This is a genomic window from Humidesulfovibrio idahonensis (assembly GCF_054657715.1).
In genome coordinates, this window is sequence record NZ_BAAHYE010000003.1 from 316769 (window position 1) to 332853 (window position 16085).

At 65.5% G+C, this 16085-nt stretch carries 16 protein-coding genes and 1 tRNA gene; 6 read left to right on the forward strand and 11 right to left on the reverse strand.

Features of this window, described 5'->3' with window-relative positions:
• Nucleotides 1-20 precede the first annotated feature (20 nt).
• Nucleotides 21-1715, forward strand: a complete 1695-nt coding sequence (locus tag ACYQ4W_RS08120) for a YcaO-like family protein (protein WP_459855084.1) — start codon at nt 21-23, stop codon at nt 1713-1715.
• Between the two features lie 96 nt (nt 1716-1811).
• On the opposite strand, the gene ACYQ4W_RS08125 is transcribed toward ACYQ4W_RS08120, so the two are convergent.
• Complete coding sequence (locus ACYQ4W_RS08125) at nt 1812-2915, reverse strand: BMP family ABC transporter substrate-binding protein (protein ID WP_459855087.1); 1104 nt, start codon at nt 2913-2915, stop codon at nt 1812-1814.
• Nucleotides 2916-3066: 151 nt separating this feature from the next.
• Between ACYQ4W_RS08125 and ACYQ4W_RS08130 the strand changes: the two genes are divergently transcribed.
• Nucleotides 3067-3153 (forward strand) — tRNA-Leu (locus ACYQ4W_RS08130).
• 277 nt (nt 3154-3430) lie between these two features.
• On the forward strand, nt 3431-3589 hold the full coding sequence (locus ACYQ4W_RS08135) for a hypothetical protein (RefSeq protein WP_459855090.1): 159 nt from the start codon (nt 3431-3433) through the stop codon (nt 3587-3589).
• 374 nt (nt 3590-3963) lie between these two features.
• Here ACYQ4W_RS08135 and ACYQ4W_RS08140 read toward each other — a convergent pair whose 3' ends face one another.
• Together ACYQ4W_RS08140 and ACYQ4W_RS08145 are read right to left on the reverse strand one after the other, a co-directional pair.
• On the reverse strand, nt 3964-4227 hold the full coding sequence (locus ACYQ4W_RS08140; RefSeq protein WP_459855093.1) for a hypothetical protein: 264 nt from the start codon (nt 4225-4227) through the stop codon (nt 3964-3966).
• A 276-nt stretch (nt 4228-4503) separates the two neighbouring features.
• The gene (locus ACYQ4W_RS08145) at nt 4504-6798 is read right to left on the reverse strand and encodes an SLC26A/SulP transporter family protein (RefSeq protein ID WP_459855095.1); all 2295 of its coding nucleotides are present in this window, start codon (nt 6796-6798) and stop codon (nt 4504-4506) included.
• Nucleotides 6799-6937: 139 nt separating this feature from the next.
• Between ACYQ4W_RS08145 and ACYQ4W_RS08150 the strand changes: the two genes are divergently transcribed.
• Both ACYQ4W_RS08150 and ACYQ4W_RS08155 read left to right on the forward strand, forming a co-directional pair.
• On the forward strand, nt 6938-7807 hold the full coding sequence (locus ACYQ4W_RS08150; protein WP_459855098.1) for a GGDEF domain-containing protein: 870 nt from the start codon (nt 6938-6940) through the stop codon (nt 7805-7807).
• A gap of 106 nt (nt 7808-7913) precedes the next feature.
• Nucleotides 7914-9515 carry a methyl-accepting chemotaxis protein gene (locus ACYQ4W_RS08155; RefSeq protein WP_459855100.1) on the forward strand — a complete coding sequence of 534 codons (1602 nt, stop codon included), beginning with the start codon at nt 7914-7916 and terminating at the stop codon, nt 9513-9515.
• Between the two features lie 432 nt (nt 9516-9947).
• Here ACYQ4W_RS08155 and ACYQ4W_RS08160 read toward each other — a convergent pair whose 3' ends face one another.
• Complete coding sequence (locus tag ACYQ4W_RS08160) at nt 9948-10328, reverse strand: winged helix-turn-helix transcriptional regulator (protein ID WP_459855103.1); 381 nt, start codon at nt 10326-10328, stop codon at nt 9948-9950.
• Nucleotides 10329-10598: 270 nt separating this feature from the next.
• Between ACYQ4W_RS08160 and ACYQ4W_RS08165 the strand changes: the two genes are divergently transcribed.
• Complete coding sequence (locus ACYQ4W_RS08165) at nt 10599-11381, forward strand: nitroreductase family protein (protein ID WP_459855105.1); 783 nt, start codon at nt 10599-10601, stop codon at nt 11379-11381.
• A 286-nt stretch (nt 11382-11667) separates the two neighbouring features.
• Here the strand turns inward: ACYQ4W_RS08165 and ACYQ4W_RS08170 are convergent, their stop codons facing one another.
• From ACYQ4W_RS08170 to ACYQ4W_RS08200, 7 genes are all read right to left on the reverse strand, one after another.
• Nucleotides 11668-12264 carry a hypothetical protein gene (locus ACYQ4W_RS08170; RefSeq protein WP_459855107.1) on the reverse strand — a complete coding sequence of 199 codons (597 nt, stop codon included), beginning with the start codon at nt 12262-12264 and terminating at the stop codon, nt 11668-11670.
• 66 nt (nt 12265-12330) lie between these two features.
• Entirely contained in the window at nt 12331-12942 is a 612-nt protein-coding gene (locus ACYQ4W_RS08175) for a 4Fe-4S dicluster domain-containing protein (protein WP_459855110.1), read from the reverse strand.
• Nucleotides 12926-13312, reverse strand: a complete 387-nt coding sequence (hypA, locus tag ACYQ4W_RS08180) for a hydrogenase maturation nickel metallochaperone HypA (protein WP_459855112.1) — start codon at nt 13310-13312, stop codon at nt 12926-12928. The genes ACYQ4W_RS08175 and hypA overlap by 17 nt, the downstream gene beginning before the upstream one ends.
• A gap of 145 nt (nt 13313-13457) precedes the next feature.
• Entirely contained in the window at nt 13458-14558 is a 1101-nt protein-coding gene (locus ACYQ4W_RS08185; protein ID WP_459855114.1) for a hydrogenase large subunit, read from the reverse strand.
• On the reverse strand, nt 14558-15109 hold the full coding sequence (locus ACYQ4W_RS08190) for an NADH-quinone oxidoreductase subunit C (protein WP_459855116.1): 552 nt from the start codon (nt 15107-15109) through the stop codon (nt 14558-14560). The genes ACYQ4W_RS08185 and ACYQ4W_RS08190 overlap by 1 nt, the downstream gene beginning before the upstream one ends.
• The gene (locus ACYQ4W_RS08195; protein WP_459855119.1) at nt 15106-15645 is read right to left on the reverse strand and encodes a 4Fe-4S binding protein; all 540 of its coding nucleotides are present in this window, start codon (nt 15643-15645) and stop codon (nt 15106-15108) included. The genes ACYQ4W_RS08190 and ACYQ4W_RS08195 overlap by 4 nt, the downstream gene beginning before the upstream one ends.
• On the reverse strand, nt 15630-16085 hold the full coding sequence (locus ACYQ4W_RS08200) for an NADH-quinone oxidoreductase subunit B family protein (protein ID WP_459855121.1): 456 nt from the start codon (nt 16083-16085) through the stop codon (nt 15630-15632). Before ACYQ4W_RS08200 ends, ACYQ4W_RS08195 begins: the two co-directional genes overlap by 16 nt.

Below are 16085 nucleotides of genomic sequence, written 5' to 3' on the forward strand. Positions count from 1 at the left end.
CACCATTTCGGGAGCCCCCCATGCGCTACGAACTCCGCCTCATGGACACCTTGTCCGGCGTGGGCTGTTTTGCCGCCCACCCTGGCCCGAACCTCAGTTTTGCCGAGATGGTGGAGCACCTGCGCCAGCACCCGCTGGACGACTTCATGCACCAGCACCTGCTGTTCAAGATGGGCGAGCACCGCACCAGAAAGGTGGAGAAGCTCATGGAAGAGGTGCAGGAGAACGGCCGCATCACCGACCCCGTGCTGGCCGCGCTTCTGTTCGAGTCGTGCCTGGGGCACGAGCGCTTCGCCCACCTGCTGCCGCGCATGGCCGGGCTCGACGTGGCCGAGCTTTCGCGCCACACCCCGGCCCTGCACCTGCGCTCGTATCTCTTGGCCGACCAGCCCCGGCACAACGCCTGGACCATGCGCATGCAGATGAACATCGTGGCGCACGAGCCCCTGCCCGCGCCGGATGCCATCGGCCTTGAGCCGCTGTACGCCAAGGACCAGCTGCCACAAGGCGAGGCCGTCACCGCCGCGCAAACGCGCGCACGCCTGAAGGACGCCCTGCCCCCGGCCAATCCACGCCGCCCCGCACCCGAAACCTACGCCAACGCCATCAAGCAGCTTGAGGCCAAGAACGTGTTCATCGGACCGGAGATGGCGCACAAGGCCTCGCTCTCGCCCATTGCGCTCCTGCGCCACTGGCTGGTGGATATTTCCGTCAAGAGCGGCGCCATGGGCTACAGCCTCTCCGGCATGCAGACCAGCTACGGCCGCGGGCTCGACATGGACTCGGCCCGGGCCTCGTACAGCATGGAGGTGGCCGAACGCGTGAGCTCCTACGCCAGCATCGGCGCGCGCGGCGTCATGGGTCTGGCCAAGCCCTGCCCTCTGGTGCACGGAACCTACGCCGAAGTCTCGGCCCGGGGCCGCGCCCTGAACCCGGACGACGTGCGCCTGGAGGTGCCCTACGCCGGGCAGAAGCTGTACTGGATGCCCGCCCAGGAGCGTTATGCGGGCGGCCTGCGCGAAAGCCTGGCCCCTGTGCAGTTCGTGTATCTCTTCGCCAACATGGAGGAGCAGAGCCTGTTCAGCGCCCTGGGCTCCACGGGGCTCGCCTCGGGCAACACCATGAGCGAGGCCAAGGTGCACGCGCTGGGCGAGGTCATCGAACGCGACGCCGAGGCCGTGACGCCCTTCGACCTTTCGCGCTGCTTCCGCCTTACGGCCGCCGACGAGCGCGTGGCCAAGCTGCTGCGCGACTATGAAGACTGCAACATGCACGTGTGGTTCATGGACTGCACCCCGGAGTTCGGCGTGCCCTGCTACAAGGCCATCGTCACCGGCAGGCAGGGCGACGTGAACAAGGGCATGGGCGCGGGGTTGTGCGGCCCGCGCGCGGCCATTTCGGCCATGACGGAGATCCCCTATCCCTTCCCCGGCCCGGCCACGAGCCCGGCGCCCGCGGGCCTGCCCGTGCGCAGGCTGGAGGATCTGCCGGACTTCTCCACCGGCAGCGCCGAGGGCGACCTGCTGGTGCTGGAGGAGACCCTGCTGGCCAACGGCCACGCGCCGGTCTACGTGGACCTGACGCGCGCGGACCTGGGCATACCCGCCGTGCGCGCCCTGGTGCCGGGGCTGGAGTGGGTTTCGGACTTCGACCGCTTCTCGCGCCTGCCGCCCAGGCTTTACGCCAACTACCTGCGGCAGTTCGGCGCGCTGTAGCGCCACAGCGGACCTCTAAAAATCAGCGGCCCCGGCACGCCCGGCAAGCATTCCTGCCCATGCGCGGCCCATCCGGCTTCGTCCACGGCCCGGCGCTTACTTGGGCAGCGCGCCGCGAACGCCCATGACCAGCCAGTCCATGGACAGCAGCTCCTTGTCCGTGGCCTTTGCGCCCTTGGGCACGCGCAGCGCTCCGGCCTGATCCAGGATCGGCCCGGCAAAGCTCATGTCCTCGCCCTTGGCCATCTTGGCCTTGAGCGCCAGCACCTTGGCCCGCACGGCCTTCGGCACGCTCTTGCCGAACGGCGCCAGCCCCACGCCGCCGGCCTCGAACCCCGTGAACGTCTCGCCGCTCTTCCAGGTTCCGGCCATGACCTGCCGGACGATGCCGACGTACACCGGCCCCCACTCGAAGGTGGTGGAGGTGAGGGCGCAGGCCGCGCCGTGGCGGACGGAATCGGTGCCATAGCCGATGGCGGCCACGCCCTTGGCGCAGGCAGCCTTGGAGGAATCGGAGGTGTCGGCCATGGCGCGGATGAGGTCATGTCCGCCCGCGGCCAGCTCCTCGGCCAGGGCTTTTTCCTGCGCGGCGTCGCGCCAGGAGTTCAGCCAGACCACGGTGTTGATGCTGGCGGGGTCAAAGCCTGTGCCGCTCTCGGCCAGGCCGCGCGCCAGGCCCAGGGTGAAGGCGTTGATGCCGCGCGCCACTTCCGGCAAGGGCTGGGTGGCCACGGTGCCCACGTTGCGGTAGCCCATGAGCCCGGCGGTGTAGCCCGCAAGGTAGTCGCCCTGCTCTATGCGCACCATGTACACGCCCATGTTGGGCAGGGTCTTGTCGCCCGCGCAATGCATGAACCGGACATGAGGGAACTCCGCCGCCACCTTGAGCATGGGCTCCCCGTGCGAAAAGGTTGTGCCGAAAATCATGTCATAGCCCTTGCGCGCGTAGTCGCGAAAGACCGCCTCGGCCTGGGCCGGATCGGACACGTTCTGGGTGATGGCAACGGACACCCGCCGGCCCAGCTGCTTTTTCAGCGCCTGAATGCCCTCGTACTGGGCCGTGTTCCACCCCTGGTCATCAATATTGCCAAGAAGCACAAAGGCGACGCGGGTCTTGCCTCCCGCGGCCTGGGCGGGCAACACCGCCGCGGTCACAAGCAGCATGGCCAGCAAGGCGGCAAGAACGGTGATTTTGCGCATGACTCATTCCTCTCTGCACGTTGGGGGCTGTTTGGTCCATGTCGAACGGTCCGCGTGCATACCACGTCGGGCAAGCCCGGCGCAAGAACGCGCATCGCGCCAACGGGTTGCTGTTGCGCGCGGCGAAAGCCGATGCTATCAATCCACGGCTGCCCGGGTGGCGAAACTGGTAGACGCAAGGGACTTAAAATCCCTCAACCTTCGGGTTATACGGGTTCGACCCCCGTCCTGGGCACCAAATAGTTTCAATGAGTTAAGAGGACGACGGACCATCCGCCGTCCTTTTTCTTGCCATGCGGATCCAACCTTGCTCCACGGGCTGTAGCCATAGTGGGGAGGCATTCATTTGGGCACAATGCGGAGGAAACAAGGAAACTCCGGGGCTTGCACATCGACGGCAATACGCCGCGATGGACGGCGATCCCACGACACCGCTTCTGGACTTCTGCACACGCCGCTGCTACGCCCTGCGCATGAAAACAATAACCGGATCATTGGTGCCTGGCGGAAAAGGAATGCTGCGTCCCATTTTCACGTGCAGCTGCAAAAACGTGATGGAAGACTATCCCCTCGCGCCCGTCGTTTCCGTGGAATGCCCCAAGTGCAAGGCCACGCAGAAGTTCCAGATCGTGGAGTTCGCGCCCAAGATGTGGCGCATCAAGCCTGTGGGCTAGCCGCGGCGCCTCACCGACAACAGATCGGCATCGCCCGGGCGCTGCCCGCAGACCAAGCGGGCAGCCAAACGAGGGCACTGCGCCGCTCCTCGCGGCCAAAGAAAAGCCCCCTTGCGGGGGCTCTTTGTGTTGCGGCCTGTGGACAGCGGGGGCAACGGCAGAAATCGTCATCGAAATACCGGTGAGCGCAGTGCCGTCTCCGGCGTTCAGCAGGCGCAGACGTCTCGCGGAATGAGTCTCGAACCGCGCGCCGACCTTGCCGCAATCGCGGCCGCAAGCCGCTCCCCGCGCCTGCCGCGCCGGAACGAGCCCCGAGTCGCGCCTGCGGACAAGACGGCTTGCGCGCTGCAGGCCGCGCGTGGCTCAGGCCCCGGCTAGGCCTTCTTGCCGTAGCCGGAGAGCAGGGCCAGGCACTCGTCGCAAACATCCCCGCCATAGCCCAAGGTCTTGGCCCACATCCGTTCGCCGCTCAGGCACATGTAGCCCTCCACGCCGACTGTCTGCGCCGTGGCCACCTTTTGGCACAACGACTTGGGCAGGCAGATGCAGCCCTTGCCCGCGCCGGGCTTGGCCTCGAACACATGCGACTTGGCCCCTGGAGCCGGCACCTTGGGCATTCTCAGCGTATAGATCGTCATGGGACCTCGCTTGTTTTTCTCTTCGCCCTTCTGCCGGTTCTGGCGGACCGGCGCAAGACAATCCCGCTCTGACCGATGCCTCTCCCATATTTGGGGCGGGTCCACCCTGCGCCGTCATCCGGGCTTGCACAGCATTCCCTCGGAACAATCCCACCGGACAGGCACGCCGGACAGACACGCCGGTCAGGCACTTCAGGCAGTCGCTCTGGACAGGCGCGCTGGACAAACACGCCCGTCCGGCACGCATGGGGCAAACAATTCCAGGCGGCGGCGCGCCTAGCTGGGGCTGGCGTCTCCGGCCAGCCGCGACTCCAGGGAGGCGGCAAAAAGGCTGTAGAAGGCCAGAGCCGTGGCCTGGTCCTCAAGCTCCAGTCGGCGCAGGGCAGACGCAGGCAGAAACGCTAGGGCGCAGTCCGTGAGCGTCACGATGTCGCCCGGAGCCGGGTTGGCCTGCCCGGCGGCCGCATGCCCGGCGATGCCTCCTGGGCCCAGGGTGCGCAGACGGACTGAGGTTCCGGCGCCTGAGCGGGCCACCTCCTCCGCCTGGCCGGAGAGCAGGAGCCAAACGCCGTCCGGGCGCTCGCCCTGGCGCACCATGACCTCGCCGGCGGCGGCCTGCCGGGTGTCGAGATACGGCCCAAGGCGCTCCACCAGCGCTTCGAAGCGCTCTTCCTCCTCCAGCCGCTGCAGCATGTCGTCCACGGCGAGATCGAACAACTTGTCGCGCCCGGCCGCGTCCCGCTGGGACTCCAGGCGGGCCTGCTCGCGCGCCAGCACGGCGTCTTCGCACCACTCCAGGGCCCGGTCCAGATCCGGCAGGAACCGCGCCCCGGCTGTTTCCAGCGGCGAGCTCCGGTGCAGCTGCTCCTGAAGCGTCGGCGGCGAGGAGGCGAAAACCACCTGGCAGCCGGCGGCGGAACACCGTTGCAGCATGCGCAAAAAGCAGTTGATGGCCGAGGAGTCGAAGCCGTCCACATCGGCGAAGTCCAGAATCAGGTGGCTCGGCCCCGGTCCGGCCTGGGGCCGATCAGCATGGGGCTGGTCCGCATGAGGCTGGTCCGCATCGGGCGCGAGGTGCGCGGCCACGCTGCGGCTCAACAGATTGGCCGAGCCGAAGAACAGGTAGCCCGTGACGCGCAGGACGCGCACGCTGGCCCCGTGCTCGCGCAGGATGTGCCGGTCCGGCACGGAGCGCTTTTTGGTGCTGGGCAGCGCGGACATGTCCGCGTCCTGGCGCAGCACGGGCAGGCGGCTGTACTTGATGACGAAGACCACGGCGGCCATGACTAGGCCGAAGCCCACGCCGGTGAGGAAGCCGAACAGTCCGATGGCGAACAGGATGGCCCAGATCAGGGCGTACTCCAGCCGGGAGACCTGCCTGCGCACGGCCACGACCCAATCGAGCATGGTGGCCACGCCCAGAAACAGCACCATGCCGCCAAGGACGAAGCGCGGGACATAGCCCAGCACGGCCGCGCCGAAGAACGTCGCGACGCCGGTCAAAAGCGCGGCGGAAACGCCTACCAGCCGGGAGTCCGAGCCGGTTTTTGGACCCAGCATCGAAAAGCTGAGCGCCGTGTACCCAGCGTGCGAGCCGCCCGGACCGGCGATGAAATTGGCCACGGCGTTGAGGTAGAGCTCGTGCTTCAGGTCCAGGTCGCGGCGCGCCGCGGTTTCAAGCCCGCTGGCGATGAGCAGAAAGGATATGGCCGAAACGAGCGGAATGGTGCACAGTTGGGGAATCTGCTCCACGAGCGCGTCCCAGCGGATGAGCGAAAGGTCCGCCAGGCTGAACACGGGCCAGAGCATGGAGCCCTCGGGCATGCCGCCCAGCAGGTGCCCGGCCTGTCCGGCTTCGGCCAGGGATTGCCCCGTGACGCCGAGGTACAGGGCGAAGGCCCCCAGGGACAGCGCCAGAACGCCGGGCAGAATGAACACGCTGCTCCAGCGCCGCAGCGCCCAAAGCAGGGTCACGGTCAGCGCCACCCCGGGCAGCAGGCGCAGCAGCTTTTCGGCGGTCAAAAGCAGCGGCAGGTCGTGCAGATTGAGGGCCACGCCGGTGATGATGGGCACGCTGCCCTGGACCAGCAGCCAGCCGATGCCCGCCATGAAGCCGCCCACCACAGGGTACGGCATGTAGCGCATGAGGTTGCCCAGGCCGAAACGCCCAAGGATGAGGAAGATGACGCCGGAGGCCAGGGTGGACAAAGCCAGGGCCGCGCCCACGGTGACGGCGGTTTCGTGCGGGCTGGCCGACCCGGCCAGACCGGCGGCGATGCCCCCGGCCACCGAGGCCATGATGGCCGCGGGAGCGTCCTCGGGCAGGCACACGGACGAGGGGAAGCCGCTGCCAAGGGCCACGACCAGACACATGGCGAACCCGCCGAAGAGCATGAGCCCCGCGGCCCTTGGGGCAAAGCCGGCCAAGGGGCCGGAGAAGATGAGCGAGGCCAGGGAAAGCTCGACGACGACGATCAGCAGTCCGACGACGAAGCCTGAGCTCAACGCCGGGATGAAGCGCTGCGGCGTGGCTGCGTCGTGCAACAGTTCCTTCAGGTTGTTGTTCAGCATCAGCCCCAATACCTTAGTGAAAACTGTCTGGCAATATGCGCGCCGCGCGGCCGCCTCGGTTGCAGGTCTTATGTGCATCGGCTACAGCTTAAGACAAGGCGCAACACGATGCCTTCACTGCCGCACCAGGAGGACTTGCATGGCCCGCGAGCTGGAGAACGTGCTTAAATATCTCGTCACCGGAGCCGGGCGCGAACGCCGCGGCGCGTACGTCGTCCTGGGGCTCATCCTCACGGCGGGCATTCTCGCCCTTGATACGCTGACGCCCTATGAGCTGAACTTCGCCTTTCTGTACCCCCTGCCCATCCTGCTCGTCACCATCGCCGCCGGGCAGGGCTCCGGGCTCGCCCTCAGCGTCGTCTGCGCCGTGTTTGTCATCGTTTCAGACATCTATGGCGGCAAGGAATACTCACAGCGGACCTACATGCTTTTCGACGTGCTGGCCTACGCCTGTTTCTACGCGCTGTTCACGCTGCTCACGGGCGCCCTGTGCTCCGCCCTGCGCCGCGAGGTGCTCTTCAGCCGCGAGGACGAGCTTACGGGCATAGCCAACCGCAAACGCCTGGAGGAGCACGCCCAGGAGGAGATGGAGCGTTGCAGGCAGAACGCCGCGCCGTTCAGCCTGGTGCTGGTGGACTGCCGCGACTTCCGCCTGGTGAACGACGCCTTTGGCCGCGACGCCGGAGACAAGGTCCTCAACGTCGTGGCCCGCACGCTCCAGGCCGCTGCGCACCGAGCGGACATGGTCGGCAGGCTTGAGGGCGACAAGTTCGCCGTGATGCTGCACGACCAGGACCCGGCAGCGGTCAAGGCCTCGGCCCTGGCCATGGAGGCGGCGCTGCTGGCCGCCATGCGCTCCATGAAGCTCGAACTCGGCTTCTGCATCGGGGCCATGTGCTGCACGCACCTCGCTGCGGAGTACGAGCAGATGCTGGCGGAAGCCACGGGCGCCATGCACAAGGCCTACGCGGCCGGCGGCGGCGTCGTCTTCGTCAATTCCGAATGCTGACCACCAGTCAGGAAGGCGCGCCCACGGCTGCGCCGAAATGTTCCAGCGGCGCCCACCATCCACGCGCCAGGAGGCGCAGCGCCAGCCCCAGACGAGGAGAGCCTTCATGCTGAAGAATCTGTCCCTCAAGGCCCTGTTTCTGGCCATGTCCGCCATCATCAGCGTTTTGCTGGTGGCAAACATGACCGTCGTCTACCTGAGCGGGCAAAACGCCACGGGCATGTTCCGCAGCATCAGCCAGCACGACATGCCCCTGCTCACCGCCCTGCACGAGATGTGGGCCCACGGCCTGCAGACCGAGCAGGCCACGCGCAACATCATCCTGAATCCCGAGGACAAGAAGGCCGTGGCCAACTATCAGGCCGCCAACAAGGACTTCAGCGCCGCCCTTGAGCGCGCCAAGGGGCTCGATGCCGACGCCAAGGCCCAGTACGACGACATCGCCGCCCAGTGGGACAAGGCCCACGCCCTGCGGCTGGAGGCCCAGCGCCTGGCTGTGGACAAGGACCTGCCCGGCGCGGCCGAGGTGATGAACACCAAGGAGACGGCCATCTGGCGCGAAATCAAAGGTCGCATCCTCAAGCGCATCGAGCTGATCTCCACCCAAAGCGCCAAGGGGCTTGCGGACAACAGCGAGCGCCTCGGCCAGGCCAACATGCTCACCCTCGGCGCGGCGCTCATTCTGCTGGTGGGCACCAACGTTCTGCTGCTGGTCACCTGGGGGCGCATAGGCGGGCCCATGCGCGCGGTGCAGACGCAGATAGGCAAAATCGCCCAGGGCGACCTGACAGCCAAGGTCGACGCCTCGCGCTTTCCGCAAGAAATCAAGCAGCTGGCCTCGGCGGCGCAAAACATGATCCGCCACATGGAGAGCACCTTGTCCTGCGTCATCTCCGGCGCGGACAGCGTGGCCACCGGCGCGCAACAGCTTTCCGCCACCTCCGGCTCCGTGGCCCAGGGCGCTTCGGAGCAGGCCGCCAGCGTAGAGGAAATCTCGTCCTCCATGGAGCAGATGACCGCGACCATTCAGCGCAATGCCGAGAACGCCCGCCTGACCGGAAGCATGGCCGCCAAGGCCTCCGGCGACACGGAGGAAGGCGGGCGCGAAGTGGCGCGCACGGTCAGCGCCATGAAGCAGATCGCCGAGAAGATCGGCATTGTCGAGGAGATAGCGCGGCAAACCAACCTGCTGGCGCTCAACGCAGCCATCGAGGCGGCGCGCGCGGGCGAGCACGGCAAGGGCTTCGCCGTGGTGGCGGCGGAGGTGCGCAAGCTGGCGGAGCGCAGCGGCCAGGCCGCAGCGGAAATCTCCACCCTGTCCACGCAGTCCGTGGCCGTGGCCGAGCGCAGCGGGCAGACCCTGGCGGCCATCGTGCCCAATATTCAGCACACGGCGGAGCTGGTGCAGGAGATCGCGGCCTCCTCGCAGGAGCAAAGCACCGGCGCGGCGCAGATCAACAAGGCCGTGCAGCAGCTGGACCAGGTGGTGCAGCGGAACGCCTCGGCCTCGGAGCAGATGGCCTCCACCTCGGCCGAGCTTTCCGGCCAGGCCGAGCAGCTGCTCGCCACAGTGGGCTTCTTCAAGCTTGAAGAAGGATACGGGAACAGCTGCGCTGCGCCCGGACTGCTGCGCCTCTCCGGGGTGGAATCCGGCGGCGGCGAAGGCGGCGTTGACGACGACAGCGACGACGGCCTGCCCCGCTACTGAACCGCCCCAGACTGAACCGCGCGCGCCAGACGAAATGAACCGCCGGAGCATGCGGCTTCGGCGGTTCTTTTTGCGTCAAAAGCCGTGGAGGTTGGACGGCGTTGCTGGCCCGCTCGACGGCGCATGCCAGCCCCAAGCAATCCACCGGCCACGGACACGGTCCGCTTCCCCACACCGCACGGCAACTCGCAACATCTCCTCGGCAAAACCGGGCAGCATGGCAGGGCTCAGCAGCAGCCCGACGCAGCAGGCCGATGGAGGGTTCGGGCCGCTTCAAATCAGCGCATGTGGCCCAGCGAGGCCTTGGCAACCGCCTTGCTTAACGGGCAAGCGCGACAGTCTGGCGCAATGGGCTGGCGCGATGGGCTGGCGCAACGGGCTCGAGTCAACGGTCGCGGCTCATCGAACCGGGGCCGCGCGGACATGGGGAATCTACGCCACGGAGCGGCCGCGCATCTCGCCCTCGAACAGCGTGCCCCACTGGCTCAGCTGGTCCAGCACAGGCAGCACGCTGTGCCCCAGTTCGGTGAGGGAATACTCCACCTTGGGCGGAATCTGGGCGTAGACCTTGCGGTCGATGAGGCCGTCGGACTCCAGCTCGCGCAATTGCTGGGTCAGCATCTTCTGGGTCACGTTGGGCATGTGCCGTTTGAGTTCGCCAAAACGCCTGCGGTCGCCGCCCCGCAGGTGCCACAAAATGATCGGCTTCCACTTGCCGCCAATGACCTGCAGCGCAAGCTCCACGGAGCAGAAATAATGCCGGCCAGCGCAGCAGCGCTGCGGGCATTCGGCGTGTGCGGCCGTTTCATCCATAAGGTGCTCCTTGGGGCGCGGCCGTGTATTTCGCCGCCCGGCTTCGTTCCGTCGGGCCATTGCCAAGCGCGCTCCTATCGACCTGTACCGACCAAAAAGATACCAAGTATCCCCGGCGCTGGCAACCTCGCCCTGTCATCCAGGCTGCGCATGTTCGTCAGTATCCACGAGGTGGCTATTGCACGACAACGTGCCTACTTGCATTATGCGCCATACAGTCTCAAAAGACAGCATTGGCTGTCCACCCCCATCGCAACAAGGAGACACGGAATGGAACTTTTCAGCGTTGATAAGGAAATGTGCAGACGCGACGGCATCTGCATCGAGTCCTGCCCCCTCGGGTGCCTCACGGCCGACGCCGACGGCTATCCGGTCGCCACCGCCGATCCGGTCTGCATCGAATGCGGACACTGCGTGGCCATTTGCCCGCACGGGGCCATGCAGAACAACAAACTGCCCATGCAGAACTTTCTGCCCGCCCCGCGCGAGCGCGCCAGCTTTGAGGCCACCGCCGGGCTGATGAAGGACCGCCGCTCCGTGCGCGAGTTCAAAAACAAGCCCGTGCCGCGCGAAACCCTGGCCGAATTGCTCGACGTCGCACGCTTCGCCCCCACGGCCAAGAACACCCAGCAGATCAGCTACATCGTCACCGCCGACCCGGAGCGCACCAAGACCCTGGGCGCGGCCATCGCCCAGTGGATGCTGCCCAAGCCCGGCATGGAGCGCTACGCGAAGCTCAATGCCCTGGGCAATGACTTCGTCATGCGCGGGGCGCCGCACCTGGTCGTCGCCCTGGCCGACGCGGGCAGCGACTGGGGCCTCACCGACGCGGGCATCGCCCTGAGCTACCTGGAGCTGGCGGCCGCCGCCCACGGACTGGGCGTGTGCTGGGCGGGCATCGTCCACAGAGCGCTGGACCTCAACGCGGAGCTGGCCGCTTCCATCGGCGTGCCGGAAAACAAAAAGGTCTGCGGCGCGCTGATGCTCGGCGTGCCCAAGTACCGCTACGCTCTGGTTCCTCCCCGCAATCCGGCTCCGGTGAGCTGGCTGTAGCCCTCGCCGCGTCCCCTCAACGAGAAAGGACCGCCGGAGCACTGGGCTTCGGCGGTCCTTTTTGTTGCGATGAGGCGGGAGGCGTTGTTTCATGAGCGCCCAGTCCGATCAGACGGACGTGACGCGATGGCCCTGCGGCCGAAATAAGGACCGCGGTCCCGCCAGGCGAGGAGAAGCGCCCTTTGGGACCAGCGGTCCCGTGTCGGTGCAAGCTCACGTGGCCGAAGCCACGCCGCGAGCCGCCCGCGGGCCTTGCTCCGGCCCGGAAGAGGCGGCCCAGGGGCAATCAGGCCAATTGGTACATGCTCTTCTCGCCACGGATGGTGGGCACCGGCATGCCCAACTCCTGGCGAACCTCGTCGAGATCGATGACCCTGGGATCGACCAGGTTGAATCCGTAGCTCTTGCCGCGGTATTCCTTGTCGGCATACCTGCCGTCGTAGCGCAGGTCCTCGACGATCAAGTAATCATGGGCGCCCAGGATACGGTCCCAGCGGTGGACCTGGAACTCCAGCTTGCCGGGCTCGAAGCTCTCGACGTTCTGCCACCGCCAGGTCGTCTGGCAAAACTCGTCGTCGTATCCGAGCAAGGCAAGGTAGTGGACCTTGCTATCGAGAAAATGACGGCGGGGAGACAGCATCGCCGAGTCTGGAATGACCGAGGCGTCAAAGGGGATGGTGTCGTCGCCCAGGCGCACCTGGAGGGCGCAGCCGTCGTCGTACTTCACGCCGCAGGTACAGGTGTTGCCTTGCCGCCACCACTCGAGATACTTCTTCGTGTAAAACTTCCGTCCAAGCCTGCGGATGATCTCGGCGGAATGGGAGGAGATCGGGTGTAGCGCCAAGTCGCAACGCTTGCCGGTGAGTGTGATGACGAGTTCCATCGTATTCTTCCTTGAAATGACGTGTTTTCTCTCGGGCAGCGCCCAATCGCGCGCTGCCGCCCTGCTCTAGTCCGCGGACATTGTCGGCGGCGCTGTCGGCGCCGGCGGCACCACAAGCTCCGCATGCATCTCGCGGATTCCCAGGAGCCGTGCGGCGCTGGCCACAGCGGTCTGTTCGATGTAGGCATCCATGTCCACGATTTCGAGCGCATGCTTCGGGCAAGCCTCGACGCAGGCGCAGACTTCCTTGCCGTTGCTGGCGCGCCAGGCCTGGCACAGGTCGCACTTCTTGGCAGAGCCCTGGTTCTTGCGGCCGTTGAAGGACAGCTCGCCTTCCACGCCGACCTCTATGGCGCCGAAGGGGCAGGCCATGACGCACATCTTGCAGCCCACGCACAGCGCCTCGCTGACCCTGACCACGCCGTCGACGTGCTGGATCGCCCCGAAGGGGCAGGCGTTGGCGCAAGGCGCGTCCTCACAGTGGTGGCACTGGATGGGGTACTTGAAGCTGTCGACCTTGACCACCTTGATGCGGGAGATGACCGGGAGGCCGCGCTTCTTGGCTTCCTTGTAGGGCAGGTTGATGTGCGCGCTGACGCAGGCCATCTCGCACTTCTTGCAGCCAATGCACTTCTCCGGGTTCGCGTAGATCATGTGCTTTTCATGAAGATTTGACATGGTTGTCGCCTCGATGAGTTGATTCGACTTCAATGCTTTCCACGTACAATTCCCTTCCGGTGGCGAGTTTCACTGAACTCGTCTTGCACGCTGGGCAGCGCAGGACCCTGCCCTGTTTGCACACCGTCGCTCCACAAACCATGCACGTTCCGGTTACCGGAATGCGCTTGATCACCAGCTTCGCCTTGTCAACGATCGTTCCCTCGGACAACATCTCGAAACAGGCCGAGAGAGTCGTGGCCTCCACTCCGGCCAGTTCGCCGATGCACAGGGTCACCCGCCGCACAGCCTCCACGCAGGCCCTTTGAGCCTCGTCGATCACGATATCGAGAATGCTTATGGCCATCGAGGATTCATGCATATCGGTCATCTCGCGTCAGGGGGGTCACCATGTGCACGGCTACAGAAATACCCGATCTGTGAAAGATGACTGTCAGGCAGACGACGCTTGTTAAAAAAATCACAAAAAATAAAGGCCGCCGAAGCGGCCTTTGAATGGTCGGCAAATGGGCGCTCTAACGCTCAGTGCAAGAGATGCAGGGATCGACGCTGTTGACGATGAGTGCGATGTCGGCCACTTGGCAGTTGGCCATCATGACCTGCAGCGCTTCCCAGTTCATGTAGGTCGGCACGCGCCACTTGAGCCGCTGGGGCGTGTCCGTGCCGTCGGAACGCAGATAGTAGATGAGTTCGCCGCGGGGGGCCTCGCTGCGGGCCACGGCCTCGCCCGCGGGCACCGCCACCATGTCTTCGGTGCAGATAGGACCGGGAGCCATTTGGCGCAGGCACTGTTCAATGATCTTCACGGATTCGACCGCCTCGCGCAGGCGCAGCATCGCCCGCGAATGCACGTCGCCCCTGGTGTCGGTCTGAACCTCGAAATCGAGATCCGCGTAGACCGCGTACGGCGTCTTGCGGCGCACGTCATAGGCCACGCCGGAAGCCCGGGCCACCGGGCCGACCACCGCATACCGCTTGGCCTCTGCCATGGGCAGAATGCCTATGCCCTTGGTCCGCTTGCAGATGAGCGGATCGCGGTCGAACACGCCGTAAAGCTCCGCCAACTGGGGCTTGAGCAGCTCCAGCTGGCCGAGAAGAAACTTGGCCGAGGACTCGTCGATGTCGCAGCGGCAGCCGCCGATGACGCACTGCCCCAGGTTCATGCGGTTGCCGTACACGCCTTCCTTGGCGTCCTGCATGATTTCCCGGATCTCCATGGCGTGCATGAACAGGGAATCGAATCCCGTCAGGTGCGCCATGATGCCGACGTTGAACAGGTGCGAGGCGATGCGCTTCACTTCGTCGGCGATGACGCGCAGATGCTGGGCGCGCTCCGGCACGAGGATGCCGCTCAGGTTCTCCACGGCCATGCAGTAGGTCTCGGGGTGGCTGTTGGAGCACAGCGAGCAGACGCGCTCGGTCAGGGTGATGTTCTGAAAATAGTTGCGCTGCATGGCCAGGGCTTCCATGCCGCGGTGCACGTGCCCGGCGGCGAGCTCCACGCCGCGCACGGTTTCGCCCTCGACCTGGATGTCGAAGTACATGGGTTCTTCCAGGGCCACATGCATCGGCCCCACCGGCAAGGTATACGTGGATCTGGTCGGTGTGGTGGACATCAGTTTTGTTCTCCCTTGGCCCATTCTGGCAATTGCTTGCCCGCAAAGACCTTTTCCCACAAGGTGGTGGTCGAGGCGCCGTTCATGAGGGTGGAGAGCGGGATCATCCGGTCGAGGATGCCCGCGTCGAGATCCTTGTCGAGGAACAGGCGGCGCGGATTGGGGTGGTCTTCCACCGCGATTCCGTAAAGCTCGCCGAATTCGCGCTCGTGCCAGTCCGCGTTGCGGAACCACGGGGTGATGGACGGCACCATGGGCGCGACGTCGTTCAGGCAGGTCGTCACGGTGACGACCACGCCGTCAAGGTCGAAGTGGTAGGCGATCTCGTGTCCCTCCATGCGGCCGAACTTGTCGTTCCGGTAGGCGGTTATGGTCATAAGACGCGCGCCGGCCTCGGCCAGGTTGGGGGCAATGCCGCGCAGGGTCTTGGGGTCGCACAGCTTGACCCAGCCGAAGGCGTTGCCGTTCGCATCGAAGGTCCAGTGCACAAACCCCGCGCCAAGAACCTTGGCCACGGCATTTTCCGCTGCTTGCTTGGTTATCTCGTTCATGGTGTTTCCTGCGGTGCTTCCTGAGTGGTGATGTGGTGGACGTGGGCAACATGCTTGGCAATGCTTTCACGCTTGCACTGTGGGCAAAGCAGGAAGCGATCCGGCTGGCGCTGGCCAAGCTTGTCGATGATGGCCTGTGGACGAGGCTGGATCTTGGCGCCGCACTGCGCGCATTCACCAAAGGGAATGAAGCTGTCGATGCAATTGGAGAACTTATCCTCGCCCAGGTGGGAAAGGTGCCAGTTGTTGGACATGGTCAGCGCGCCGGTTGGGCAGTAATGGGCGCACATGCCGCAAAAAACGCAGGAGTTGTGCCACAGCACGAAATTCATCCCGGTGCCGTCCTCGTTCACGCGGATCTGGATGGCGCCAGGAGCGCAGACATGACGGCAAATGCCGCACAGGATGCACTTCTGCGGATCGTGCTCGGCGCAGCCGCGGAACTTGTCCGGGGTCTTTGCCGGCGCAAAGGGAAAGGGATCGGTCGACGGTCCGAGAATCAGGTTTCGGACCATGATCTTCAGGAATGGGAGCATACACCCTCCTCAAGTCTGGCGCGCCAAACCTCCACGGCCTTCAAGACGCCCTCCATGATGGCTTGCGGCCTTGGCGGGCAGCCCGGAACAATGACGTCCAACGGGATGTAGTGGTCGATGTTCGAACCCACGGAATAGCCGTCGCGGAAGCAGCCGCCGGAGACCGGGCACACGCCCACCGCCACGGTGACCTTGGGGTACGGAATCTCGTCGAAGACCCGCAGGACCCTGTCGCGCACGCGCATGGTGAGCGGCCCGGAAATGAGCACCACGTCGGCGTGGCGCGGGCTGCCGCAGTACTTGCAGCCCAGCCGCTCCACATCATAGCGGGGAATGAGCGCGGCCGTGGCCATCTCCACATCGCAGCCGTTGCACGAGCCCGCGTTGATCCGATAGATCCAGGGGGAACGCGGAGCGAGTTTGCTGAGGAATTGAAGCAT